Source organism: Pseudomonas sp. UC 17F4 (assembly GCF_900101695.1).
Taxonomy (GTDB): Bacteria; Pseudomonadota; Gammaproteobacteria; order Pseudomonadales; family Pseudomonadaceae; genus Aquipseudomonas.
Map to the genome: position 1 here is coordinate 4,707,298 of NZ_FNKV01000001.1, position 26,186 is coordinate 4,733,483.

Consider the following 26,186-nt stretch of genomic DNA (forward strand, 5'->3'; position numbering starts at 1 on the left):
AAAAGCCCCGCGTCCTTGCGGACACGGGGCTCGGAATTTGCCGTGACGGTCACCCTGTTGGCTTGTGGCCGGTGTCCGTCATAGGGCCAATTCTCAGGCCAGCACTTCGCGTGGCTTGCCAAGCATGCGGTCACACACCACCGCAACGCCCAGGGCCACTACCGACGGTACCAGCCAGGCCAGGCCCTGCTCGCTCAGCGGCAGGTGGGCGAGGATTTCCGGCAGTTCGCTGGCCAGGGCGGTGCCCTTGATGGCATCGATCATGCCGAACAGCAGCGAAACCAGCATCACCGGCGCGAGGATGCGTACCTCGGAATTCCACAGTTCTTTGCAGAAGCTCAGGCCTACGACCACGATGCACGGCGGGTAGATAGCCGTCAGCACCGGAATCGAGAACATGATCAGCTTGGTCAGGCCGAGGTTGGAGATCAGCAGCGAGAAGCCGGCAAGGATCACCACCAGGGTGCGGTACGACAGCGGCAGTACCTGGCTGAAATACTCGGCACAGGCGCAGGTCAGGCCAACGGCGGTCACCAGACAGGCCAGGGCGATCAGCACGGCCAGGAAGCCGCTGCCCAGCGAGCCGAAGGTGTGCTGTACATAGGCATGCAGTACCGCTGCGCCGTTGCTGGCACCGGCGGCGATTTCATGGCTGCCGGCACCCAGGCGGAACAGGCTGATGTACACCAGGGCCAGGCCGACCCCGGCGATCAGGCCGGCGATGATCGCGTAGCGGGTGATCAGCCGCGGCGATTCGACACCGCGCGAACGGATGGCGTTGACGATGACGATACCGAACACCAGGGCGCCGAGGGTATCCATGGTCAGGTAACCATTGATGAAGCCCTGGGAGAACGGTGCGGCAACGTAGGCCGGCTGCGCTTCACCGATACCACCGGCGGGCAGCATGAACGCGGCGATGCCGAGTGCGGCCAGGGCGATGATCTTCAGCGGCGCGAGGAAGCGACCGACGGTGTCGAGCAACTTGCCCGGGTACATGGACACCGCCAGCACCACCAGGAAGTACACCAGGCTGTAGATAAACAGGGCCAGCGGGCTTTCACCGGTCAGCGGCGCAACACCCACCTCGAAGGATACGGTGGCGGTACGCGGAGTGGCGAACAGCGGGCCTACCGACAGGTAGCACACCGCCGCCAGCAGGCCGCCGGCGACCTTGCCGATCGGGCTGCTCAGGGCATCCATGCCGCCGCCGACCTTGGCCAGGGCGACAACAGTGATAACCGGCAGGCCCACAGCAGTGATCAGGAAACCCAGCGCCGCCATCCACACGTGTGGACCGGATTGCAGACCGACGATAGGTGGGAAAATGATATTGCCCGCGCCGACGAACAAAGCGAACGTCATAAAACCAAGTGCCAGGATGTCCTGGCCTTTTAAAACTTTCATTAAGGAAATACCACACTGCTGAAATCGGGATTTAGAGAGGGATTTCCCCTTGGGTGAGGGAAATGCTGCCTGGCTGGATGAGCCAGACCCGTTTAGCGTGTCGTTCCCTTTTGGGGAGCGGGCACAAAATGAGTGCATAGGTTAACGAATTTGTCACAGAAACGCACTGCTGCAGGGCTGCTTGTCCGATGTGTGAATATGCGTGTCGCTTGCGCGACAGCCTCAAGCGGCAAGTTAGAAGCCGCATGCTTGCCGCAATACCCTCTTGCAGCTTGAAGCTTGCCCCTTGCCGCTGCTGCCCGGTAAACAAAAAAGGCCACCCGAAGGTGGCCTTTCTTGTTTACCGGGCAGTGCTTACTTCTTCACTTCCCAGCCAGTCAGCTCGGCCAGGGCCTTGCCGATGTCTGCCAGCGAACGCACGGTTTTCACACCAGCGTCCTGCAGCGCAGCGAATTTCTCGTCTGCAGTGCCTTTGCCGCCGGAGATGATGGCGCCAGCGTGGCCCATACGCTTGCCCGCAGGAGCGGTAACACCAGCGATGTAGGAAACCACAGGCTTGGTGACGTTGGCCTTGATGTAGGCAGCTGCTTCTTCTTCAGCCGAACCGCCGATCTCGCCGATCATGACGATCGCTTCGGTCTTCGGGTCTTCCTGGAACAGCTTCAGGATGTCGATGAAGTTGGAGCCCGGGATCGGGTCGCCACCGATACCGACGCAGGTGGACTGACCGAAACCGGCGTCAGTGGTCTGCTTGACCGCTTCGTAGGTCAGGGTGCCGGAACGCGAAACGATACCGACCTTGCCTGGCAAGTGGATGTGACCTGGCATGATGCCGATCTTGCACTCGCCCGGAGTGATGACGCCTGGGCAGTTAGGGCCGATCAGGGTAACACCCAGCTCGTCGCACTTGACCTTGGCATCGAGCATGTCCAGGGTAGGAATGCCTTCGGTGATGCAGACGATCAGCTTGATGCCGCCGAAGGCAGCTTCCAGGATCGAGTCCTTACAGAAAGGAGCTGGAACGTAGATGACCGACGCATCAGCGCCGGTAGCTTCTACTGCTTCTTTCACAGTGTTGAACACTGGCAGGCCCAGGTGGGTGGAGCCACCCTTGCCTGGCGTCACGCCGCCGACCATCTTGGTGCCGTAGGCGATGGCTTGCTCGGAGTGGAAAGTACCTTGCGAGCCGGTGAAGCCCTGGCAGATGACTTTGGTGTCTTTATTGATCAGGACGCTCATTACTTGCCCTCCGCAGCTTTGACAACTTGTTGAGCAGCGTCGGTCAGGCTGGTTGCCGCAATGATGTTCAAACCGCTTTCTGCCAGTACTTTAGCACCCAGTTCAGCGTTGTTGCCTTCCAGGCGAACAACAACCGGTACCTTGACGCCGACTTCTTTCACAGCGCCGATGATGCCTTCGGCAATCATGTCGCAACGAACGATGCCGCCGAAGATGTTGACCAGAACGGCCGCGACATTGCTGTCGGACAGAATGATCTTGAAGGCTTCGGTAACGCGCTCTTTGGTAGCACCACCACCTACGTCGAGGAAGTTGGCTGGCTTGCCGCCGTGCAGGTTGACGATGTCCATGGTACCCATGGCCAGGCCGGCACCGTTGACCATGCAGCCGATGTTGCCTTCCAGGGCCACGTAGTTCAGCTCGAAGCTGGCAGCGTGGGCTTCACGAGGATCGTCTTGCGACGGGTCGTGGAAGGTTTTCAGCTTAGGCTGACGGTACATGGCGTTAGCGTCGATGTTGATCTTGGCATCGAGGCAGTGCAGGTCGCCGTCGGCCTTGATGACCAGCGGGTTTACTTCCAGCAGGGCCAGGTCGTGTTCTTTGAACAGCTTGGCCAGGCCTACGAAAATCTTGGCGAACTGAGCAACTTGCTTGCCTTCCAGACCCAGCTGGAACGCCAGTTCACGACCCTGGAATGGCTGAGCGCCAACCAGTGGATCGATAGTAGCCTTGATGATCTTCTCAGGAGTCTCGTGAGCGACTTTCTCGATGTCCACGCCACCTTCGGTGGAAGCCATGAACACGATACGGCGGCTCGAACGGTCGACTACAGCGCCCAGGTACAGCTCTTTGGCGATGTCAGTGCAGGATTCGACCAGGATCTTGGTCACTGGCTGACCGTTGGCGTCGGTCTGGTAGGTTACCAGACGCTTGCCCAACCATTGCGCAGCGAACGCCTTGGCGTCTTCCTTGCTGCGAACCAGCTTGACGCCGCCCGCTTTACCGCGACCACCGGCGTGGACCTGGGCTTTGACAACCCACTCGGTGCCACCGATCTTGTCGCAGGCTTCTGCGGCAGCTTCAGGGGTGTCGACTGCGAAACCCTTGGAAACTGGCAGGCCGTATTCAGCGAACAGCTGCTTACCCTGATACTCGTGAAGATTCATGCTTTTTACCGTCTTCGTTAGGTACTGCGCTTCGGCGCTGCGCTCCATGGGAGTGCCGCGCCACCTGTGACCACTTGCCCCCGGTATGCTCCGGGAGTTCGAGTCCGGCGGACTTTCCGCGGTGAGTCATGCACGCAAGACTCACGACGGGCCACCCGCCGTGGTTTCTTATTGTTTAACGCTTCTTACGGTTGGCAACGTGAATGGCACCGCCATTCACAGCCAGCGCGGCTTCATGCAGCGCTTCGGACAGGGTCGGATGGGAGAAAACCATCATGCCCAGGTCTTCGGCGCTGGTGCCGAATTCCATTGCGATTGCACCCTGCTGCACCAGTTCGGCAGCCGATGGGCCAATCACGTGTACACCCAGGACGCGGTCGGTCTTGGCATCGGCGATGACCTTGACGAAACCACCGGTGTCGTTGGCAGCCATCGCACGGCCGCTGGCCGCGAACGGGAAGGTGCCCACGTTAACCTCAACGCCTTCGGCCTTCAAGGTCTGTTCGGTTTTACCGACCCATGCGATTTCCGGGTGGGTGTAGATAACCGACGGGATCAGGTCGTAGTTCATCTGGGCTTTGTGGCCCTTGATGCGCTCGACGACCATGATGCCCTCTTCCGAGGCCTTGTGCGCCAGCATCATGCCACGAACCACGTCACCGATGGCGTAAACGCCCGGTACGCTGGTCGCGCAGTGATCGTCGACGAAGATGAAACCACGCTCGTCGATGGTCACGCCGCTGTCGGCAGCCAGCAGATCGGTGGTCACCGGACGACGGCCGACCGCAACGATCAACTTGTCGAAGGTGATCTTCTGCTCGCCGTTGGCGTCGGTGTAGGTCACTTCGACTTCAGCGCCGTTGACCTTCGAGCCGGTCACGCGAGCGCCCAGCTTGATGTCCAGGCCTTGCTTGGTCAGGGTTTTCAGCGCTTCCTTGGAGACAGCGGCGTCAGCGGCCATCAGGAAGGTGTCCAGGGCTTCGAGGACGGTGACTTCTGCGCCCAGGCGAGCCCAGACCGAACCCAGCTCCAGGCCGATCACGCCAGCACCGATCACGCCCAGGCGCTTAGGTACGGTTTGGAATTCCAGGGCGCCGGTGGAATCGACGATGACGTTCTGGTCGACCGGAGCCGGTGGAATGTCGATCGGACGCGAACCGGAAGCCAGGATGACGTTCTCGGCTTCGATGATTTCGGTGGTGCCGTCAGCCTTGGTGACTTCGACTTTCTTGCCAGCCAGCAGTTTACCGTGGCCCTGGATCGAGGTGACGCCGTTGGCCTTGAACAGGGTGGCAACACCGCCGGTCAGGTTTTTGACGATGCCAGCCTTGCGGCCAACCATCGCGGCGACGTCCATCTTCACTTCGCCAGTGGAGATACCGTGGACGTTGAAGCTCTCTTTGGCTTCCTTGTATTTCCAGGAGCTGTCCAGCAGCGCCTTGGAAGGAATGCAACCCACGTTCAGGCAGGTACCGCCGAGGGCCAGCTTGCCTTCGCCGTCAGTGTACTTCTCGATACAGGCAGTGCTCAGACCGAGTTGCGCAGCCTTGATGGCAGCTACGTAGCCGCCAGGACCTGCGCCAATCACTACCACATCAAATTTTTGCGACATTCAGAAAATCCTCTTTAAAGCTGCAAGCGATAAGCTGCAAGCCACAAGCTCAAGCGCAAACCGTTCAGGCTTGCCGCTTGAAGCTTGCAGCTTGCAGCTGCTCAATCAGATATCCAGCAGCAGACGAGCCGGGTCTTCCAGCAGGTTCTTGATGGTCACCAGGAAGGTCACGGCTTCTTTACCGTCGATCAGACGGTGGTCGTAGGACAGTGCCAGGTACATCATCGGGCGGATCACGACCTGACCGTTAACGGCCATAGGACGCTGGATGATGTTGTGCATGCCCAGGATCGCAGCCTGCGGCGGGTTGACGATCGGGGTCGACATCATCGAACCAAAGGTACCACCGTTGGTGATGGTGAAGGTACCGCCGGTCATTTCGTCGATCGACAGTTTGCCGTCACGGGCTTTCTTGCCGAAGGTGGCGATGCCGTTCTCGATTTCAGCCAGGCTCATCTGCTCGGCGTTACGCAGTACCGGTACCACCAGGCCGCGGTCGCTGGAAACGGCAACGCCGATGTCCGCATAACCGTGGTAGACGATGTCGGAACCGTCGATCGAGGCGTTGACGGCCGGGAAGCGTTTCAGCGCTTCGGTGGCAGCCTTGACGAAGAACGACATGAAGCCCAGGCGTACGCCGTTGTGGGTCTTCTCGAACAGGTCCTTGTACTTCGAACGCAGGGCCATGACTTCGGTCATGTCGACTTCGTTGAAGGTGGTCAGCATGGCCATGTTCGACTGAGCTTCGACCAGGCGCTTGGCAACGGTTGCACGTACGCGAGTCATCGGTACACGCTTCTCGGTGCGATCGCCAGTGGCGACGACCGGGGCAGCGGCAGCAGCGGCTGGCTTGGCGGCAGGTGCGGCAGCCGGAGCGGATTTCTTCGCTTCGATGGCAGCAACCACGTCTTCCTTGGTGATGCGACCGTCTTTGCCGGTGCCCTTGATGCTGTTCAGGGCGATGCCGTTTTCTTCGGCCAGCTTGCGGGCAGCCGGAGCGCCGATGGCGTCTTCGTCGCCAGCAGCAGCGGCAGCAGGAGCAGCGGCGGCAGGCGCGGCAGCAGCGGCAGGCGCCGCGGCAGCAACACCACCTGCTTCGATCGAACCCAGGACTTCGTCGGACAGGACGGTTTCGCCCTCGCCCTTGACGATAGCGCCCAGCACGCCGTCAGCGGTAGCCAGTACTTCCAGGACAACCTTGTCGGTTTCGATGTCGACGATCAGCTCGTCACGCTTGACCGCTTCGCCCGGTTGCTTGTGCCAGGTGGCAACGGTGCCATCGGCAACCGATTCCGGGAAAGTAGGGGCTTTGATCTCGATAGCCATTATCAGTGGTTCCTTAAATTCGGTTTCTGGTGCGCGATGGCATTAAACGGTGAAGGCATCTTGCAGCAGTTTTTCCTGCTGCTCGGCGTGCATCGAAGCGTAACCACAAGCAGGTGCTGCCGAAGCATCGCGACCGGCGTACTCGAGGACCAGGTCCTTGTTGTGACGGGTCAGAATGCGACGCATGTGGTGTTGGCTGCTGTACCAGGCGCCCTGGTTCATTGGCTCTTCCTGGCACCACACCACATCTTTGAGATTGGTGTACGGCGCGAGGATTTCGACCAGGTCGTCTTCAGGGAACGGATACAGCTGCTCGATACGCACGATGGCGATATCTTCGCGGCCTTCGGCACGGCGTTTTTCCAGCAGATCGTAGTAGACCTTGCCGCTGCACAGAACCAGGCGCGTGACGTTCTTCGGATCGAGGGTATCGATTTCCGGGATCACGGTCTGGAACGAGCCTTCGGCCAGTTCTTCCAGGGTCGAGATGGCCAGTTTGTGGCGCAGCAGCGACTTTGGCGTCAGCACGATCAGCGGCTTGCGCAGCGGACGGATGACCTGACGACGCAGCAGGTGGTAGATCTGAGCCGGCGTGGTCGGTACGCAAACCTGGACGTTGTGCTCGGCGCACAGCTGCAGGTAACGCTCCAGACGTGCCGAGGAGTGCTCAGGCCCCTGCCCTTCATAACCGTGTGGCAGCAGCATGGTCAGACCGCACAGACGGCCCCACTTGTGCTCGCCGCTGGTGATGAACTGGTCGACAACCACCTGGGCACCGTTGGCGAAGTCGCCGAACTGGGCTTCCCAGATCACCAGCGCGTTCGGCGTGGTGGTGGAGTAGCCGTATTCGAAGGCCAGTACCGCTTCTTCCGAGAGGAAGGAGTCGTACAGGTCGAACTTAGGCTGACCGGCGTACAGGTTCTGCAGTGGCAGGTAGGTGCTGGCGTCTTTCTGGTTGTGCAGTACCGCGTGGCGGTGCGAGAAAGTGCCGCGACCGATATCCTGACCCGTCATGCGGATCGGATGACCTTCAAACAGCAGGGTCGCGTAGGCCATGGTTTCGGCGTAGCCCCAGTTGATCGGCAAGCCACCGGCCTGCATCTTCTGGCGATCTTCGTAGATCTTCGAAACCTGACGCTGAACCACGAAACCTTCCGGCAGCTCCAGCAGCTTGGCCGACAGTTCCTGCAGGGTCTTCAGATCGAAGCGGGTGTCGTGACGCGCGGTCCAGGTGTGACCCAGGTACGGACGCCAGTCGACGAACAGCTCTTTGTTCGGCTCTTTAACCAGGCTTTTTACTACGTGCAGGCCGTTATCCAGCGCGTTGCGGTACTCGTCGACCTTGGCCTGGACGCGCTCGGCGTCAAGACGGCCCGACTGGGTCAGGGCTTCGGCGTAGAGTTCGCGGGTGGTGCGCTGCTTGGCGATCTGCTGGTACATCAGCGGCTGTGTGCCGTTCGGCTCGTCGGCCTCGTTGTGGCCGCGACGACGGTAGCAGACCAGGTCGATGACCACGTCACGCTTGAACTGCATGCGGTAATCGACCGCCAGCTGGGTCACGAACAGCACCGCTTCCGGATCATCACCGTTGACGTGCAGGATCGGCGCCTGAATCATCTTGGCGACGTCGGTGGCGTACTCGGTGGAACGCGAGTCCAGCGGGTTGCTGATGGTGAAACCAACCTGGTTGTTGATCACGATGTGCACGGTACCGCCGGTCTTGAAACCGCGGGTCTGCGACATCTGGAAGGTTTCCATGACCACGCCTTGACCGGCGAATGCCGCGTCACCGTGGATGGAAATCGGCAGTACCTTGTCGCCAACGGTGTCGTTGCGACGGTCCTGACGGGCACGTACCGAACCTTCAACCACTGGCGAGACGATCTCCAGGTGCGAAGGGTTGAACGCCATGGCCAGGTGAACTTCGCCACCGGCGGTCATCACGTTGGACGAGAAGCCCTGGTGGTATTTGACGTCACCGGAGCCCAGCTCGACCTTCTTCTTGCCTTCGAACTCGTCGAACAGGTCGCGCGGGTTCTTGCCGAAGGTGTTGACCAGGACGTTCAGACGGCCACGGTGAGCCATGCCGATGACAACTTCCTTGGTGCCGTAGGAACCGGAGCGTTGAATCAGCTCGTCCAGCATCGGAATCAGGCTTTCGCCGCCTTCCAGGCCGAAACGCTTGGTGCCCGGGTATTTGGTACCCAGGTATTTTTCCAGACCCTCGGCGGCGGTGACGCGCTCGAGCAGGTGGCTCTGAATATCCGCGGAGAAGACTGGACGCCCACGCACGCTCTCCAGACGCTGCTGGAACCAGCTGCGCTGCTCGGAGTCGACGATGTGGGTGAATTCGGCGCCAATGGTGCGGCAATATGTCTGCTGCAAAGCGTCGAAGATTTCGCGTAGGCTCGCTTCCTCTTTGCCGATGAACAGGTCGCCGGCACGGAAGGTCGTATCAAGATCGGCATTGGTCAAGCCGTAATGATTGATCGACAGGTCTACTGGCGCAGGGCGCTGCCACAACCCCAGGGGGTCGAGCTTAGCGGCTTGGTGGCCGCGCATACGGTAGGCCTGGATCAGTCGCAGAACTTCAACCTGCTTCTTCTCGTGTTCACTGCTCACGCTCCCGGCGGAAACCGGTTGGGCGCGGCGCTGGTTCTTTGCCAGCAGTACGAAATGGTCGCGGATTGTAGAGTGCGATACATCGGTAGCGGTGCTGCCTTCGGCGGGCAACTTCTGGAAGTAAGTGCGCCACTCTTCTGGCACAGCGTTAGGGTCGTGCAGGTAAAGCTCGTAGAGCTCTTCCACATATGCAGCGTTACCACCTGAAAGGTGGGCGCTATCCCACATGCGCTGCATCACGCTTTCTTGCATGCTTGGTCACCCTCGGTTAGGGGACGGATCGGCAAGAGCCACAGCACGCCTGGAAAAGTCCTAATGCAGCGACCCAACCAAGCCACCAAGGATCCTACAGATTTTCCGGGTACCAGCCCGGAAGCCCCTGCTGGTCTCATATCTTCATAGGTAAAAGCTTGGGCTTTGTGGGCCCTAGCTCGGGTTTCACCTTGGTGCGGGCAAGGGCCCGCACCTTGGCGTACTACGGGTACAACACTTTTAAAATCAGGTACCGCTTTGCAGCAGCATGTTACGTACGTGACCGATGGCCTTGGTCGGGTTCAGACCTTTAGGGCAAACGTTTACGCAGTTCATGATGCCGCGGCAACGGAACACGCTGAACGGGTCATCCAGCGAAGCCAGACGCTCCTGGGTCTTGGTGTCACGGCTGTCGGCCAGGAAACGATAGGCCTGCAGCAGTGCAGCTGGACCGAGGAACTTGTCCGGGTTCCACCAGAACGACGGGCAGGAAGTCGAGCAGCAAGCGCACAGGATGCACTCGTACAGGCCGTCCAGCTTTTCGCGTTCTTCCGGCGACTGCAGACGCTCGATGGCCGGAGCCGGCGTATCGTTCTGCAGGAATGGCTTCACCTTCTCGTACTGTTTGTAGAAGATGCTCATATCGACGACCAGGTCACGAATGACCGGCAATCCAGGCAACGGGCGAACGATCAGCTTGTTGCGCTTGACCACGGCCGACAGCGGCGTGATGCAGGCCAGGCCGTTCTTGCCGTTGATGTTCATGCCATCGGAACCGCAAACACCTTCACGGCAGGAACGACGATACGAGAAACCTTCGTCCTGTTCCTTGATCAGTGCCAAGACATCGAGAACCATCAGGTCCTTGCCGCCGGTATCGACCTGGAACACCTGCATCTTGGGTGCCGAGTCGGTATCGGGGTTGTAACGATAAACTTCGACTTGCAACATTGTGGCCACCCTTAGTAAGTCCGGACTTTAGGCTCGAACGCCGGAACGGTTTTCGGCGCGAAGTTGACGGCGCGCTTGGCGACGCGCTTCTCACCCGGGAAGTACAGGGTGTGGCACAGCCAGTTTTCGTCGTCACGGTCTTCGAAGTCTTCACGGGCGTGAGCGCCGCGGGACTCTTTACGGACTTCTGCAGCGATGGCAGTGGCTTCAGCGACTTCCAGCAGGTTCTGCAGCTCCAGCGCTTCGATACGCGCGGTGTTGAAGGCCTGGGACTTGTCGTTGATCTTGACGTTGGCAATACGCTCGCGCAGGCCAGCCAGTTGCTCGATACCCTTCTGCATGTATTCGCCGGTACGGAATACACCGAAGTAGTTCTGCATGCAGCTTTGCAGTTCGCGACGCAGGGTAGCCACGTCTTCGCCGGTGTTGCGCTCGTTGAGCTTGTTCAGACGGCTCAGGGCAACATCGATGTCGGTGTCGCTGGCGTCGAGGTATTCGATACCGTCGCTCAGTGCTTTTTCCAGGTGCAGGCCGGCGGCGCGACCGAAGACCACCAGGTCGAGCAGCGAGTTGCCGCCCAGGCGGTTGGCACCGTGAACCGATACGCACGCCACTTCACCGACCGCGAACAGGCCCGGGATGATGTGGTCGACGCCATCGGCGTCCTGGGTCATGGCCTGGCCATGGATGTTGGTGGCAACGCCGCCCATCATGTAGTGGCAGGTTGGCACAACAGGAACCGGCGCGACCACAGGGTCAACGTGGGCGAAGGTCTTGGACAGCTCACAGATGCCTGGCAGGCGGCTGTGCAGTACTTCTTCACCCAGGTGGTCAAGCTTGAGCATCACGTGGTCGCCGTTAGGGCCACAGCCGTTGCCGGCGATGATCTCTTTAACCATGGAACGGGCCACAACGTCACGACCGGCGAGGTCTTTGGCGTTAGGCGCATAACGTTCCATGAAACGCTCGCCATGCTTGTTGATCAGGTAACCGCCTTCACCGCGGCAACCTTCGGTGACCAGTACACCAGCGCCGGCGATGCCGGTCGGGTGGAACTGCCACATCTCGATGTCCTGCACCGGAACGCCTGCACGCAGGGCCATGCCGATACCGTCACCGGTATTGATCAGGGCGTTGGTGGTGGAGGAGTAGATACGGCCTGCACCGCCGGTGGCCAGAACGGTGGCCTTGGCTTTGATGTACAGGGTTTCGCCGGTTTCGATGCAGATGGCGATCACACCGACGAACGCACCTTCCTGGTTCTTCACCAGGTCAACGGCGTAGTACTCGTTGAGGAAGGTGGTGCCTGCTTTCAGGTTGCCCTGGTACAGGGTGTGCAGCAGCGCGTGACCGGTACGGTCGGAAGCGGCGCAGGTACGGGCGGCCTGGCCACCTTTACCAAAGTCCTTGGACTGACCGCCGAACGGGCGCTGGTAGATACGGCCTTGCTCGGTACGCGAGAACGGCAGACCCATGTGGTCCAGCTCGAACACGGCAGCAGGACCTTCCTGACACATGTATTCGATAGCGTCCTGGTCACCGATATAGTCGGAACCCTTGACAGTATCGTACATGTGCCAGCGCCAGTCATCGTTCGGGTCGGCCGAAGCGATGGCGCAGGTGATGCCACCCTGGGCCGATACAGTGTGCGAACGGGTCGGGAAGACCTTGGTGATCACGGCAGTCTTGTGACCGCCCTGAGCCAGCTGCAGCGCTGCGCGCATGCCGGCACCGCCGCCACCAATGATGATGGCGTCGAATGAAATCGTAGGAATGTTAGCCATGAATCAGATACCCCAGAGAATCTGCACACCCCAGACGAAGTACGCGAACATCGCGACACCACATACCGCCTGGAACAGGAAACGTACGGCAGTCGCCGACTTGCCCAGCGCCATCGGCGTCAGGTAGTCGGTGGCAATGGTCCACATGCCGACCCAGGCGTGAGCGCCCAGGGCCACAAGGGCCAGCAGACTGAAAATACGCATCGCGTTGTTGGAGAACAGAGCGTGCCACTGGGCAAACTCGATGCCCGGGTGCGCGACCAGGTATCCGATCAGGAAAATGAAATAAGCCGCGAGAACGACCGCAGAAACGCGCTGCGCCATCCAGTCATAGAGGCCCGAACGCGAGAGGTTCGTGACGTTGGTTACCATATCCAAACTCCTGCCAGCACAATCACCACCACGGAAACGGCGATGATAATTTTCGAGCCCAGTCGGCCGCCTTCCAGCGTTTCACCGATGCCCATGTCCATGATCAAGTGGCGCACACCGGCTACCAAGTGATACAGCAAGGCGGACAGGAGGCCCCATGCCACGAACTTGGCCAGCGGACTGGTCAAGCATGCCTTCACCTCGGCGAAACCTTCCTCCGAACCCAGGGATTTGCCCAATGCATAAAGCATGAAGCCAAGGCCGAGGAAGAGGATGATGCCGGAAACACGGTGAAGAAATGACGTAACGCCGGTAATGGGGAGTTTGATGGTCCTTAGGTCTAGGTTTACAGGTCGTTGGCTTTTCACGGCTTTTTTCACACTGAAGAGCCCCTAGCAAGCAGGGCAAAGTTGTTGGTAAGTGTACTGGTCAGGTACCCACCACCCAGGGAGTGACGACCCCAGCAACACGGGCTTGCAAGCCCCTGGCGGTCGGGGGCCGATTATAGACAGTTAGGCTACTAATGACAACGCAGACACCTAGCCCAAATAGCGCATTGCCTTTAGCGAACAAAAGGCGTAAACGGGCGGTAATTTCGAGGAAAAACAGCGCCCAAAGCCCTTTACAACCGTGCTTTAGGCAAATTGACATTCGAATTTATCTCACTATAGTGGTGCGGGCCCTGCGTGGGGGGTCTGTCTGATGATTTCAAGCATTAATAGGAGGCCACATGGCTGACAAAAAAGCGCAGTTGGTCATCGAGGGCGCAGCCCCCGTCGAGCTGCCCATTTTAACCGGCACCGTTGGTCCCGATGTTATCGACGTTAGAGGGTTGGGGGCCACGGGTCACTTCACTTTCGACCCTGGTTTCATGGCGACCGCATCCTGCGAGTCGAAGATCACTTATATCGACGGCGACAAGGGTATCCTGCTGCACCGCGGCTATCCGATCGAGCAGCTGGCCGAAAAATCCGACTACCTCGAGACTTGCTACCTGCTGCTCAACGGCGAACTGCCGAATGCCGAGCAGAAGGCTCAGTTCGTCAGCACCGTGAAGAACCACACCATGGTTCACGAGCAGTTGAAGTCCTTCTTCAACGGCTTCCGCCGCGACGCCCACCCGATGGCTGTCATGTGCGGCGTGGTTGGCGCCCTGTCGGCGTTCTACCATGACTCGCTGGACATCAATAACCCGCAGCACCGCGAAATCTCCGCGGTCCGCCTGGTCGCCAAGATGCCGACCCTGGCAGCGATGGTGTACAAGTACTCCATGGGCCAGCCCATGATGTATCCGCGCAATGACCTGTCGTACGCGGAAAACTTCCTGCACATGATGTTCAACACCCCGTGCGAGATCAAACCGATCAGCCCGGTGCTGGCCAAGGCAATGGACCGGATCTTCATCCTCCACGCCGACCACGAGCAGAACGCATCGACCTCCACCGTCCGCCTGGCCGGCTCTTCGGGTGCCAACCCGTTCGCCTGTATCGCTGCCGGCATCGCTGCACTGTGGGGCCCTGCCCACGGCGGCGCCAACGAAGCGGTACTGACCATGCTCGATGAAATCGGCGATGTCTCGAACATCGACAAATTCATCGCCAAGGCCAAGGACAAGAACGATCCGTTCAAGCTGATGGGCTTCGGTCACCGCGTTTACAAAAACCGCGACCCGCGCGCCACCGTGATGAAACAGACCTGCGACGAAGTCCTGCGCGAGCTGGGCATCAAGAACGACCCGCAGCTGGAACTGGCCATGCGCCTGGAAGAGATCGCCCTCACCGATCCTTACTTCATCGAGCGCTCGCTGTACCCGAACGTCGACTTCTACTCGGGGATCATCCTCAAGGCGATCGGCATTCCAACCAGCATGTTCACCGTGATCTTCGCCCTGGCGCGGACCGTCGGCTGGATCTCGCACTGGAAAGAAATGCTCTCCAGCCCGTACAAGATCGGCCGCCCTCGCCAGCTGTACACCGGCTACGAGTCGCGCGACATCGTCAAACTGGAAGACCGCAAGTAAGCCTTTGGGCCGAACACGAAAAAAGGCTGCCCTCGGGCAGCCTTTTTTATTGCGCTCATCGCGGGCTGCAGTTCTGTGGGAGCGGGCTTGCCCCGCGATTGCCCAACAGTTGCCTCAAGCCCGCCAACTGATGCAACTGTACTTACGGCTTCTCGGCCAGCTCTTTCAACGCCTTCAAGGTATTGAACGGCGCATCGACCACAAACTTGTTCGCCACCATCGACGGCACGCTGCCGCCCGGCTCGGTGTGCACCTGGTAAGTCACTTCGGTGCCGCCGTCTTTTGGCTGCAGCTTCCAGAACCCATCAACCTTGGCCACCCGCACGAAGCCCTTCTCTTCCGGCAGGTACGTGGGCACGCCTTGAAGCTTGCGGATCAGGCTGCCATCAGCCGCTACGGTAGTGGTGACATGCATGACCGAATCACGCGCAGTGACCGGCCACGGGGTATTAAATTGAGTGTAGGTCCAGCTCTGGTCACCTTCGGTTTTCAGCAGCTTTTGCGTCTTGCACTCATGAATCCAGGCGCAGGCCCCGGCAACGTCTTCCTGCAGGGCCCTGACCTTGGCCAGTGGCGCCTTGATAAAGGTAACGCCGCGATAGGCCTTGTAGTCGGAACCGGCAACCTCACTGAGATCGATCTTGATTCCGTCTTCTTTCTTGGCCTGCTTCCAGCCCTCGGCATGCGCCAGGGGCACCAGCGCCGCTCCCAGACCCAACACCAGTGCCATGTGCTTAAACGATCCCATGCTTTTGTTCCTTATTGTCGAAGATCCGCGTTTCAAGCTGCCGTCATTTGCTCCAGCCACCCCAGGATCCTGATCGCCTCGTCGCGGTCGTTGCCGCAGATCTCGGCCTCTGCCTTGAAACCACCACACACCGGCGGGCGCTCGGGCTTGCCGAACAAGCCGCAGAGGTTGGCAACCGACAAGTGCAGGCAGCGCTCACCGGCGGGCTTGCCCTTGGGCATCCCCGGTATCGGCGAGCTGATGGAGGGCGCAATGCAGCAGGCGCCACAACCTTCACGGCAATTCATGACAACAGGATCCTCGGAGTAACAAATGATGAATGAACCCGGATAGTAACCGCTTAAACAGGCGTTTGAAATTGCTCGCAGGATGAAATATCAACCCCAAAGGGGTGACTGGACAGTCAGTTTCGCCCTACTGCTTGAACTCGAACTCAATCGCCGCGCCTTCGACATCCTTGCGACTGTCGTTACGCAGTTGCAGCTGCATTTCGTTGCTGATCAGCCGGCCATTGAGCTGAAACGGGCTGTCGGAAGGCGGTTTCTCACCAAACAGGTAGGGCAGCAATGGCTTGGGCAAAGGTGCCTGCTCCTGGGTATCGGGCTTGAGCTCCTTGACCATGCCCGAGGGCAGGCTCAGGTCGAGCTTGGTCTTGGACAATGGCGCGGGCGCCGCCTTGGCATTTTTGCGTACGCTGCGCTGGGTGGCTTTGGTGCTTGCCTTTTTACGCACCGGCGGCGCTTTTGCCTGCTTTGGCTTGGCTGCAGGCTTGGCGCTTTTGCTAGTGGAGGTTTTGCCGGCCGGTGCGGTTTCGGCCACTGCTGCCCAGGTGCAAGCCAAGCCACCGAGCAAACACAGGGACAGCCCGATACAACGCAACGCTTTCATAGGCACCGACGATTATCCCTAAAAATGCTTATGCTCCCCGTTCCTGACACGACTGGCAAGTCTAGAAAAAAGCGCCCGAGGCCGATTCCTGGCACAACTGGCTGGCGAGCATGCCCAGGGTCATCACCGCCCGCTCCGCCTCACGATTCCACGGGATGCCGCAGTTCAGACGAATGCAGTGGTTGAATTGCTCGGTGTTACTGAAGATCAACCCTGGGGCGATACTGATGCCCTGCTGCAGCGCACGCACGTGCAATTCCTGGGTATTGACCCGGCCCGGCAGGCTCACCCAGAGAATGAAACCGCCGGTGGGCCGGGTCATCTGCGTACCTTCCGGGAAATGCTGTTGCACCGCCAGCTGGTAGGCGCTGAGATTTTTCCGATATTCCTGGCGGATGAAACGCAGATGCCGGTCGTAACCACCGTTCTCCAAGTAGGACGCCACCCCCATCTGCGTCACGCTGCAGGCCGAGTGGGTGGTAAAGGTCTGCAAGCGCTGGATTTCCGCCTGGTACTTGCCGGCAACCATCCAGCCGATACGCACACCGGGAGACAAGGTCTTGGAAAAGCTTGAGCAATAGATCACCCGCCCGAGCCGGTCGAAGGCCTTGAGCGCCTTGGTCTTGCCCTGCTCGAACATCAACTCGCCATAGATATCGTCTTCGATGATCTGGATGTCGAAATCCGACGCCAGGCGCAACAGCTGCTTCTGGCGATCTTCCGGAATGGTGCCGCCCAGCGGATTGCTCAGGCGCGCGGTCAGCACCAGGGCCTTGATCGACCACTGGTTGGCCGCCAACTGCAACGCTTCGAGGCTGATGCCGGTGGATGGATCGCTGGGGATCTCGATGACTTTCAGGCCAAGCAGGTCGGCCAGTTGCAGCAAACCGTAGTAGGTCGGTGATTCGGCGGCGATCAGGTCGCCCGGCCGGGTCAGCACCCGCAACGACATCTGCAGGGCATCGACGCAGCCATGGGTGACCACCACTTCGCTGGGGTCGACCACCACGCCGGCATCGCGCATGCGAATGGCGATCTGCCGGCGCAACGGCTCGAAACCCGGGCTGAACATGTAGCTGAACGCCCGCGGGCTATGAAAGCGGGTGACCTTGGCCAATTGCTGGTGCAACGCGCGCACCGGCAAATAGTCGACATGCGGCACCGCCGCGCCAAAGGGAAACACCCCGTCGCGCCGGGCTTCGGTCAATACCTGCTGAATGATACTGCTGCGCGTGACCAGCCCCGGGCGCTCGACCCGGGCGATATCCGGCGTCTGTGCGGTCAACGCAGGGGTCTGGTGCACGTAATAGCCGGACTGCGGCCGCGCGCGAATCAAGCCCTGGTCTTCGAGATTGGCATAGGCCTGCAGCACCGTGGCATGGCTGACATTGAGCTGCGAGCTCATCTTGCGCACCGACGGCACCCGCTCACCTGGCTGGTACACACCGCGGCGAATATCTTCGGCCAGTTGCTGGGCGATGCGCTGGTAGAGCAACAGGTTGGTCATGATCAGTTCTCGACACGCAGGCAATGTAGTTGTTTTTGTACGGCTGTTTTCGGCCAAGAATACCGGAACAGTTGCGAAGTGTACTGGGACAGATTGCAGAATAGTCGACAATACAGTTGTGTGACAGAGGCGGGGATGCGCCATTTGTCACAACCAGGGTGGGGATGTTGAGGCTGCGAGCTTATCCATTCGGTGTGGCGCCGCTGCTGGCCCCTTCCGCCCTTACGGCGGGTCCCTTTTGTTCTTGGTGTAGAGACCGGACACATGGTGGACACATGTGCGGGGACATGGTTGACACATTATGGACCGTAGTCAGGCTTGTTCACGTCGATAGTCCGCAGGTGCTGATTGCAGAAATAGATTTCAAATAGGTCCTCGCCATCGGGGCTGGGACGTATCGCAATGTGTTGCCCGCCCAAGCCTTTCGCGGCCCTGAAGTAGCGTTTTTTGAAGCGAAAGCGACCGTGATAGACCTTGGCTAATATGTCGTCAGGCCCATATTCGAACTCGGTCAGTTGCTGTGGGTAAGCCCAGGGGCTGGCACGATATCTGGCCATCGGAACCTGGTAGTCCAAAGCCTGATGTGGGCGCTGGTGGTTGTAGAACTCACGCCATCTATCAAATGCTGACTGAGCTTCCACAAGCGTTGAAAACTGCCGCCCATCAAGCACTTCTTCCTTGAGAGAGCGGTGAAAGCGTTCGACTTTTCCGTTGGTTTGCGGGTGATATGGGCGACTAAAGCTTATTCTGATTCCAAGTCGAATTATCCAGATGCTCAGATCACTGTGTTCCCCAGGACTACGCGGAGAGCCCCAAGGCGCGCCGTTATCAACGTTGATGCGCGCCGGCAAGCCGTAGCGCTGAAAGATCTCGACCAACCTCTCCTTGACCGTCCCGCTACGCTCGTTATCGCAGGCCTGAATGGCCAGATTGAATCGAGAATGGTCGTCCAGCACCGTCAGGGGGTGGCACCGGCCTTGCTGCATAGCGAAGTGGCCCTTGAAGTCCATCTGCCAAAGATCATTAGGCGCATCGTGCTCAAACCGCAGCATGCCCGCTCGCGTCGGCGGCTTGGGCAGAATCAGCTTGTGGCGGTGTAATACGTTTGTGACTGTGCTGGGAGCAACACGTTTTTCCAGCAAGCTGCTGATTGTGCGTCCTCCCCAAGCAGGATGCTCCTGCCGAAGGGCTACGACCTCAGCTTCCAGGGCTGCATCAGTCAATCTGGGGCTAGTGATGGGGCGACGAGACTTTTCTTGCAGGCCCGCACGGCCCTGCACCTGGTAGCGCTCAAGCCACTTGTAGGCCGTCTGGGGACTGATACCGAATCGTCGGCATAGTTGGCGCTTGTTACTGCCGGGTTGCAGGGCCAAGGCAACGAACTCTTCTTTCAGGCTCATGGCATCTCTCGTTTTCCAAGGCATGATGGTTTTCCGGCGAAGTGAGCTCGCCGAAAAGTGTCCACCATGTCTCCGCACACCCGTCAACCATGTGTCCGGTCTCTACATTCTTGGCAAAAGGAACCAAAACCGCTCGCTCCAGCATACGGCCCTACGCTGCGCTACGGGTTCCTTCGCTACGGTGCCCTCCAGGGGCATCGCGGCCTACGACTTGCTTCGCCAAGTCTACGTCTTGCGACTTCGGCCTCGGCCGAAGGGTGCTACGCACCAGCCTCCTCCAGACACCTACGCTCAGCCTCCTGAAGTCGCGAAGTTACGGGCGGCGCCTGCACTGGCGTATCTGCGAAAGCAGATGTTGGCGCAGCCAGGCTGACCCAGGAGCGGGACAAGCCCGCTGGCAAAACGAGTACCAACTTGCTTGATCTTGATCTTGATCTTGATCTTGATCTTGATGTTCATGCACGCATTTCCAGGCGCCGCGAAAAGCGACTTCAGGAGGCCGAGCGTAGGTGCCTGTAGGGGCGGTGCGCAGCACCTTCGGCGTCAGCCGAAGACGCGAGACGTAGACTTGGCGTAGCAAGTCGTAGGCCGCGATGCCCCGGAAGGTGCCGTAGCGAGGGGACCCGAAGCGCAGCGTAGGGCCGTATGCAGGAGCAAGCGGTTTTGCCAACTTTTCCCAAGAGAAAAGTAGGCCGCCGTAAAGGCGGAAGGGGCCGGCAGCCGCACCGCACCGCACCGCACCGAATGGATAAGCCCGCAGCTTCAAAAACCCAACCCAAGCCCCTGAAGAGCCATAAAAAACCCGGAGAGGAACACTCACCGGGTTTCTTCATCCATCACTCAGCGCGCCGCGCCAAGCTTGCCCTTGTCGTCGGAAAAGACGATCTCGACCCGACGGTTCTGCGCCCTGCCCCGCTCCGAGGCATTGGCCTCGACCGGATACTGGTCGCCATAGCCCTCGACCTCGATGCGCTTTTCATCGACACCCAGGTCGATCAGCATATCGGCTACCGCCTGAGCCCGATCCCGGGACAATTTGAGGTTATCCTCAGGCGCGCCCGTGCTGTCGGTATAACCCTCGATACGGATAATGCGCTTGGGGTTGAGCTGGAGGAACTGCACCAGCTTGAGCACCGTGCGGCTGGCCGAGTTTTTAAGCTCCGCATGCCCGGTGTCGAACAGCACGTCGCCCAGGGTCATCACCAAGCCACGGTCGCTCTGCTCGGTGGCCAGGCTGACGATCTGCGCTTCCAGCCATTTGCCCTGCTGCTGCACGCTGGCAAGCTTGGCCTCACGCAACGCCAGCTGCAGGCGCTGACGCTCAAGCTCAAGCTTGGCCAGGCGTTCCTGGTTGAGCACCAGATTGCTGTGCTCGCGGGCAATATCGCTGTAGCGCTGGCTCAGGTAGGCGTAATGGCGCACATCGGCGCCGGTCCCCAGATAACTGGACAGGCGCTCGGCACGGGCCAGCGATTCACCGGCACGAATCACGTCACGCGGCGCGCTGCGCAAAACGTTGGAATCGTCCTTGACCGTCTGGAACTTGGCCGTGGCCTCGTCCAGCGCCGTCTCGCTGCGCTGGCTGGCGCAGCCCTGCAGGCCGACCACACCGACCAATAACAGTGCTGCCAATGGTTTGATCGAACTCACCGCTGCTCCCCCAACTGTTTACGCAGGCGATTGACCCGCGATTGCAGCAAGTCCAGCTGCTCCTTGCTCTTGACCGTCAGCACCCGCGCCTCGGCCAGGCGCGCGTCCAGCTCGGCCTGCTCGGCGCGCATGCGCGCGTCACGGTAGGATTCGCTGGTCATGTTGACTCGGGCCCGAGCCAGTTTTTCTTCGGCCTGCTTCAGCTCTGCCACTTCGTCGGTGGCACCCACCGCCTTGGCCTGCTCCAGTGCCTGCTCGGACAGGCGCAACTGTTCATTCGGGGCCGGGTCATTGGCACATCCGGCCAGGGCCAGCAGTGCCAGAGCGGCGAATAATGGATGAGTTCTCACGCAATCTTCCTACTGTTTAGGGGCATCCAGCGGCGCCTGCATCTGCGCTTTCCAGCGTTCGACATTACGTTGCAGCACCGCCTGGGACACGCCGGAGGCCGGCAATTCTGTCAGCTTTTTTGCCAGTTGTCCGCGCAACCAGGCGTCATTGCATGCCGAATTATGCGACAGCGCCAGGTACAGGCCCGGGCGATCCAGAGGCAAGCCGCGGGCAATCAGCTCGTTGTTCATGCCCAGGGCCTGAGCCATGGCCATCCCGGCGTAGCGCCCGGCCAGCACATAGTCGACCTGACCGAGCAGCAACTTCTGGAAGGCCTGGGTCAGATTCTGCGAAGGTGCCAGCTGCAACTGGCTCTTGGCGTAGGCAGTAAATTCCGGGGTCATGCGCGCTTTTTCCGAGACGCTGCCGCGATGCTCGTGCAAATCGGCCAGGGTGTTATAGACCAGCGGCGAATCGTGGCGAGTCCACACCACGTATTCGTTGCTCAGCAGCGAGGGATGGACGAAGTCGACCGTAGTCAGCTCGGCCACCGCGAAGGGTGAATCGATCAGCAAATCGACACGACCGCTGCGCACCTCTTCCAGGGCCTGGCTGCGGCTGCCGCTGTCGAGGACTTCAACCTTCAGGCCCAGCTCGCTGGCTACCTGCCTGAACAGGTCGACGTTGGCGCCCATCAGGTGCTTGGGGTCTTGCGGATCGCGCCACGAGTACGGCGGCGCATCGGGGCTGCCGGTGGCCACCAGCCGCTCGCACTTGCCCACCGCCCACGCTTGCAACGGCATCAGCACCGCAGCGAACACCAGCGCCGTATTTATCTGGCCACGCCATCCCATGCAACCACTCCCTACTTTCTAGCCAGAATGAAAAAGCCCGATCTGCCGGGCTGTGCAAGGCAGGCCTGCACAGCCCGAACGGACCGGGCTCTTTTATAAGTGAAGCGACTGGATTAAACCAGCTTCTCCAGCTCAGGGATGGCTTCGAACAGGTCAGCCACCAGGCCGTAGTCGGCCACCTGGAAGATCGGCGCTTCTTCGTCCTTGTTGATCGCAACGATCACTTTGGAGTCTTTCATGCCGGCCAGATGCTGGATCGCGCCGGAAATACCGACGGCGATGTACAGCTGTGGTGCAACGATCTTGCCGGTCTGACCGACCTGCATGTCGTTGGGTACGAAACCTGCGTCGACCGCAGCGCGCGAAGCACCGACGGCAGCGCCGAGCTTGTCGGCCAGGGCGTACAGGTGCTTGAAGTTGTCACCGTTCTGCATGCCACGACCGCCGGAAACGACAATCTTGGCAGCGGTCAGCTCAGGGCGGTCGGACTTGGCCAGCTCTTCGCCAACGAAGGCCGATTTGCCTGCGTCGTGGGCAGCAGCGACAGCTTCAACGGCAGCCGAACCACCTTCAGCGGCAACGGCGTCAAAGCCGGTGGCACGGACGGTGATGACTTTGACGGCAGCGTTCGATTGCACGGTGGCAATGGCGTTACCGGCGTAGATCGGACGCTTGAAGGTGTCAGCCGATTCAACCGAGATGATCTCGGAAATCTGGTCGACGTCCAGCAGCGCGGCAACGCGCGGCAGGATGTTCTTGCCGTTGGAGGTGGCAGGAGCCAGCACGTGGCTGTAGCCCTTGCCCAGCTCGGCTACCAGCGGCGCGACGTTTTCTGGCAGCTGGTGAGCGTAGGCGGCGTTGTCGGCAACCAGGACCTTGGCAACGCCAGCGATCTTGGCCGCGGCTTCAGCGACGCCACCGACGTTCTGGCCTGCGACCAGCACATGGATGTCGCCACCGATCTTGGCGGCAGCAGCAACAGTGTTCAGGGTGGCCGGGGCAACGGCACCGTTTTCGTGTTCAGCGATAACCAGGATAGTCATTTAGATTACCTTCGCCTCGTTCTTCAGTTTCTCGACCAGTTCAGCAACCGACTTGACCTTGATACCGGCGCTGCGGGCAGCCGGCGCTTCGACTTTCAGGGTCTTGTTGGTAGAGGCGGTGGAAACGCCCAGCGCGTCTGGAGTAACGGTCTCCAGCGGCTTCTTCTTGGCCTTCATGATGTTCGGCAGCGACGCGTAGCGCGGCTCGTTCAGGCGCAGGTCGGTGGTGACGATGGCTGGCAGGTTCAGCGCAACGGTCTGCAGGCCGCCGTCGATTTCGCGGGTAACGTTGACCTTGTCGCCAGCAACCTCGACCTTGGAGGCGAAGGTGCCCTGGGCGTAACCGCTCAGTGCAGCCAGCATCTGGCCGGTCTGGTTGTTGTCGCTGTCGATGGCTTGCTTGCCAAGGATCACCAGCTGCGGTTGTTCTTTGTCGACCACTGCCTTGAGCAGCTTGGCCACAGCCAGCGAAGTCAGCTCTTCAGCCGATTCGACCAGGATGGCACGGTCGGCACCCAGTGCCAGGGCAGTACGCAGTTGCTCCTGGGCAGTGGCCGGGCCGACGGTAACGACGACGATCTCGCTCGCAACGCCCTTCTCTTTCAGGCGCACGGCTTCTTCTACGGCAATTTCGCAGAAGGGGTTCATGGACATCTTGACGTTAGCAAGGTCGACGCCGGAGTTGTCCGCCTTGACGCGAACCTTGACGTTATAGTCGACCACTCGTTTGACAGCTACAAGAACCTTCATGGATTCCTCGTTACTCTCCGGTGAAAAGAATGTCGCCTGGGGCAAACCCGGCGATTGCGCGTGGGCACAAGGGCACCTCTAAAAACGATCACAGGTGGACGAATTTAACCCTGACCCAGCGGTCTCGTTTCGGCCTGTCAGTTGCAAAACCCGTGGGTCATTATTTGTCGTGGCGTGTAAACTCCACTACAAAGCGGGTTGTGGCGTAACTGCCCTGCTTTTCGCCTGGTTTTTAGGGGTGCTCCTGCATCCTGCGGTCAGCCTACGGCGAGCGCAAAACCGCTCGTATCTTGACCGTAACGCCCAATCCGGTCAATACGGCAAACCGGTCAGCTTCAAGCCGCGCTTCTTTGATTTTACTGGCCTGCGGCAAATTCAAACAAACGTTTGTATTGGACCCCGCGAGTGGTGTAGATATAATGCGCGGCCAAGAGAAAGCGGTGTAGTCCGTCATCGCTCGAGCTACAGCCCGAGCGTCTGAAAAATGACCGCCTGACACCCGCCAACAAAGAAAAACCGATGAGCCTTGAGTAGGAGAGAACCTGTGGAACGCGAATACATGGAATTCGACGTGGTCATTGTCGGCGCTGGCCCGGCTGGCCTGTCCGCCGCCTGCCGACTGAAGCAGAAGGCCGCCGAAGCCGGTAACGAAATCAGCGTCTGCGTGGTCGAGAAAGGCTCGGAAGTCGGCGCCCACATCCTCTCCGGTGCGGTGTTCGAACCTCGCGCCCTGAACGAACTGTTCCCGGACTGGAAAGAGCTCGGCGCCCCGCTCAACACCGAAGTCAAACGCGACGACATCTATGTGCTCAAGGATGCCGGCAGCTCGATCAAGGTCCCTGACCTGTTCGTGCCCAAGACCATGCACAACGAAGGCAACTACATCATCTCTCTGGGTAACCTGTGCCGCTGGCTGGCCCAGCAGGCGGAGAACCTGGGCGTCGAGATCTACCCGGGCTTCGCCGCCCAGGAAGCCCTGTTCGACGAAAACGGCGTGGTCCGCGGGATTATCACCGGCGACCTCGGCGTCGACCGTGAAGGCAACCCGAAAGAAGGCCTGTATACCCCAGGCATGGAGCTGCGCGGCAAGTACACGCTGTTCGCCGAAGGCTGCCGTGGCCACATCGGCAAACAGCTGATCAAGCGTTTCAACCTCGACAGCGAGTCCGACGTCCAGCATTACGGCATCGGCTTGAAAGAAATCTGGGAAATCGATCCGGCCAAGCACGAACAAGGCCTGGTTGTGCACACCGCAGGCTGGCCGCTGGATGTCATGGCCAAGGAAAACACCGGTGGATCGTTCCTCTATCACCTGGAAAACAACCAGGTAGTCGTAGGTTTGATCGTCGACCTGTCCTACTCCAACGCCTACCTGTCGCCGTTTGACGAATTCCAGCGCCTGAAACACCACCCGGTGATCAGCCAGTACCTCGAAGGCGGCAAGCGCATCAGCTACGGCGCCCGCGCCCTGGCCAAAGGTGGTTTGAACTCGCTGCCGAAAATGGTCTTCGCCGGCGGCGCCCTGATCGGTTGCGATCTGGGCACCATGAACGTGGCCAAAATCAAGGGCAGCCACACCGCCATGAAATCCGGCATGCTCGCCGCCGATGCGGTGGCCGAAGCCCTGCTGGCAGGTGGTGAAGGCGGCGATCAACTCAACAGCTACGTTACAGCGTTCAAAGCCAGCTGGCTGTATGACGAGCTGTTCTCCAGCCGTAACTTCGGCCCGGCCATGCACAAGTTCGGCCCGATGCTCGGCGCGGCGTTCAACTACCTCGACCAGAACTGGTTCGGTGGCAAACTGCCGTTCACCCTGCACGACACCAAGCCGGACTACGCCTGCCTGAAGCTGGCGGCCGACTCGAAAAAAATCGACTATCCAAAACCGGATGGCAAGCTGAGCTTCGACAAGCTGAGCTCGGTATTCCTCTCCAGCACCAACCATGAAGAAGAGCAGCCGTGCCACCTGAAACTGGCTGACGCGAGCATCCCGATCGGCACCAACCTGCCGCTGTACGACGAACCGGCCCAGCGCTACTGCCCGGCTGGCGTGTACGAAGTAGTCAGCCAGGAAGACGGCAGCAAGCGCTTCCAGATCAACGCCCAGAACTGCGTGCACTGCAAGACCTGTGACATCAAGGACCCTTCGCAGAACATTACCTGGGTCACCCCGGAAGGCGCCGGCGGCCCGACTTACCCGAACATGTAAGTCAGCCGGCCTAAAAAAGCCCCCTCGCCGTTGTGGCCAGGGGGCTTTTTTATCGC

23 protein-coding genes are annotated in these 26,186 nt (G+C 59.9%); 2 read left to right on the forward strand and 21 right to left on the reverse strand.

What is annotated here, in order from left to right; translation table 11 throughout:
* Positions 1-93: 93 nt before the first annotated feature.
* From brnQ to sdhC, 10 genes are all read right to left on the reverse strand, one after another.
* Entirely contained in the window at positions 94-1,407 is a 1,314-nt protein-coding gene (gene brnQ, locus BLR26_RS21435) for a branched-chain amino acid transport system II carrier protein (protein WP_045202210.1), read from the reverse strand.
* A 354-nt stretch (positions 1,408-1,761) separates the two neighbouring features.
* Complete coding sequence (sucD, locus tag BLR26_RS21440) at positions 1,762-2,646, reverse strand: succinate--CoA ligase subunit alpha (protein WP_045200545.1); 885 nt, start codon at positions 2,644-2,646, stop codon at positions 1,762-1,764.
* Entirely contained in the window at positions 2,646-3,812 is a 1,167-nt protein-coding gene (gene sucC, locus BLR26_RS21445; RefSeq protein ID WP_010224674.1) for an ADP-forming succinate--CoA ligase subunit beta, read from the reverse strand. Before sucC ends, sucD begins: the two co-directional genes overlap by 1 nt.
* Positions 3,813-3,987: 175 nt before the next feature.
* On the reverse strand, positions 3,988-5,424 hold the full coding sequence (lpdA, locus tag BLR26_RS21450; RefSeq protein WP_038996215.1) for a dihydrolipoyl dehydrogenase: 1,437 nt from the start codon (positions 5,422-5,424) through the stop codon (positions 3,988-3,990).
* Between the two features lie 105 nt (positions 5,425-5,529).
* Positions 5,530-6,750: a 2-oxoglutarate dehydrogenase complex dihydrolipoyllysine-residue succinyltransferase gene (gene odhB / locus BLR26_RS21455; protein WP_045200542.1), complete on the reverse strand. Its 1,221-nt coding sequence runs from the start codon at positions 6,748-6,750 to the stop codon at positions 5,530-5,532.
* A gap of 42 nt (positions 6,751-6,792) precedes the next feature.
* A complete protein-coding gene (locus BLR26_RS21460) occupies positions 6,793-9,624 on the reverse strand; it encodes a 2-oxoglutarate dehydrogenase E1 component (RefSeq protein ID WP_045200540.1) in 2,832 nt (943 codons plus the stop codon).
* A gap of 246 nt (positions 9,625-9,870) precedes the next feature.
* Positions 9,871-10,575 (reverse strand): succinate dehydrogenase iron-sulfur subunit, encoded by a 705-nt coding sequence (locus BLR26_RS21465; protein ID WP_010224678.1) that lies wholly within the window; start codon positions 10,573-10,575, stop codon positions 9,871-9,873.
* 11 nt (positions 10,576-10,586) lie between these two features.
* Entirely contained in the window at positions 10,587-12,359 is a 1,773-nt protein-coding gene (sdhA, locus tag BLR26_RS21470; RefSeq protein ID WP_045200538.1) for a succinate dehydrogenase flavoprotein subunit, read from the reverse strand.
* Positions 12,360-12,362: 3 nt separating this feature from the next.
* A complete protein-coding gene (sdhD, locus tag BLR26_RS21475; protein WP_028945358.1) occupies positions 12,363-12,731 on the reverse strand; it encodes a succinate dehydrogenase, hydrophobic membrane anchor protein in 369 nt (122 codons plus the stop codon).
* On the reverse strand, positions 12,725-13,111 hold the full coding sequence (gene sdhC / locus BLR26_RS21480) for a succinate dehydrogenase, cytochrome b556 subunit (RefSeq protein WP_174242293.1): 387 nt from the start codon (positions 13,109-13,111) through the stop codon (positions 12,725-12,727). The genes sdhD and sdhC overlap by 7 nt, the downstream gene beginning before the upstream one ends.
* Before the next feature lie 350 nt (positions 13,112-13,461).
* On the opposite strand from sdhC, the gene gltA reads away from it, so the two are divergent.
* Complete coding sequence (gene gltA, locus BLR26_RS21485; protein WP_010224685.1) at positions 13,462-14,751, forward strand: citrate synthase; 1,290 nt, start codon at positions 13,462-13,464, stop codon at positions 14,749-14,751.
* Positions 14,752-14,893: 142 nt separating this feature from the next.
* Here gltA and BLR26_RS21490 read toward each other — a convergent pair whose 3' ends face one another.
* The 11 genes from BLR26_RS21490 to BLR26_RS21535 all read right to left on the reverse strand — a co-directional run bounded on the left by BLR26_RS21490 (position 14,894) and on the right by BLR26_RS21535 (position 23,921).
* Positions 14,894-15,499 (reverse strand): START domain-containing protein, encoded by a 606-nt coding sequence (locus BLR26_RS21490; protein ID WP_093385349.1) that lies wholly within the window; start codon positions 15,497-15,499, stop codon positions 14,894-14,896.
* A gap of 32 nt (positions 15,500-15,531) precedes the next feature.
* Positions 15,532-15,786: a YkgJ family cysteine cluster protein gene (locus BLR26_RS21495; protein ID WP_045200534.1), complete on the reverse strand. Its 255-nt coding sequence runs from the start codon at positions 15,784-15,786 to the stop codon at positions 15,532-15,534.
* Positions 15,787-15,913: 127 nt separating this feature from the next.
* Positions 15,914-16,231 (reverse strand): translation initiation factor 2, encoded by a 318-nt coding sequence (locus BLR26_RS21500; RefSeq protein WP_309475569.1) that lies wholly within the window; start codon positions 16,229-16,231, stop codon positions 15,914-15,916.
* Between the two features lie 217 nt (positions 16,232-16,448).
* Positions 16,449-17,894 (reverse strand): aminotransferase-like domain-containing protein, encoded by a 1,446-nt coding sequence (locus BLR26_RS21505; protein WP_045200530.1) that lies wholly within the window; start codon positions 17,892-17,894, stop codon positions 16,449-16,451.
* A gap of 299 nt (positions 17,895-18,193) precedes the next feature.
* Complete coding sequence (locus BLR26_RS21510) at positions 18,194-19,318, reverse strand: IS481 family transposase (RefSeq protein ID WP_093385358.1); 1,125 nt, start codon at positions 19,316-19,318, stop codon at positions 18,194-18,196.
* 267 nt (positions 19,319-19,585) lie between these two features.
* Complete coding sequence (locus BLR26_RS27360; RefSeq protein ID WP_176794281.1) at positions 19,586-19,753, reverse strand: hypothetical protein; 168 nt, start codon at positions 19,751-19,753, stop codon at positions 19,586-19,588.
* A 381-nt stretch (positions 19,754-20,134) separates the two neighbouring features.
* Positions 20,135-20,944, reverse strand: a complete 810-nt coding sequence (locus BLR26_RS21515) for an OmpA family protein (protein ID WP_045200527.1) — start codon at positions 20,942-20,944, stop codon at positions 20,135-20,137.
* Positions 20,941-21,294: a DUF4398 domain-containing protein gene (locus BLR26_RS21520; protein ID WP_045200525.1), complete on the reverse strand. Its 354-nt coding sequence runs from the start codon at positions 21,292-21,294 to the stop codon at positions 20,941-20,943. The genes BLR26_RS21515 and BLR26_RS21520 overlap by 4 nt, the downstream gene beginning before the upstream one ends.
* A 9-nt stretch (positions 21,295-21,303) precedes the next feature.
* Entirely contained in the window at positions 21,304-22,128 is an 825-nt protein-coding gene (locus BLR26_RS21525; RefSeq protein WP_093385362.1) for a substrate-binding periplasmic protein, read from the reverse strand.
* A gap of 113 nt (positions 22,129-22,241) precedes the next feature.
* Positions 22,242-23,171: an electron transfer flavoprotein subunit alpha/FixB family protein gene (locus BLR26_RS21530; protein ID WP_045200521.1), complete on the reverse strand. Its 930-nt coding sequence runs from the start codon at positions 23,169-23,171 to the stop codon at positions 22,242-22,244.
* Positions 23,172-23,921 carry an electron transfer flavoprotein subunit beta/FixA family protein gene (locus BLR26_RS21535; protein ID WP_010224703.1) on the reverse strand — a complete coding sequence of 250 codons (750 nt, stop codon included), beginning with the start codon at positions 23,919-23,921 and terminating at the stop codon, positions 23,172-23,174.
* 544 nt (positions 23,922-24,465) lie between these two features.
* Between BLR26_RS21535 and BLR26_RS21540 the strand changes: the two genes are divergently transcribed.
* Complete coding sequence (locus tag BLR26_RS21540) at positions 24,466-26,130, forward strand: electron transfer flavoprotein-ubiquinone oxidoreductase (protein WP_045200520.1); 1,665 nt, start codon at positions 24,466-24,468, stop codon at positions 26,128-26,130.
* Positions 26,131-26,186: the final 56 nt, after the last annotated feature.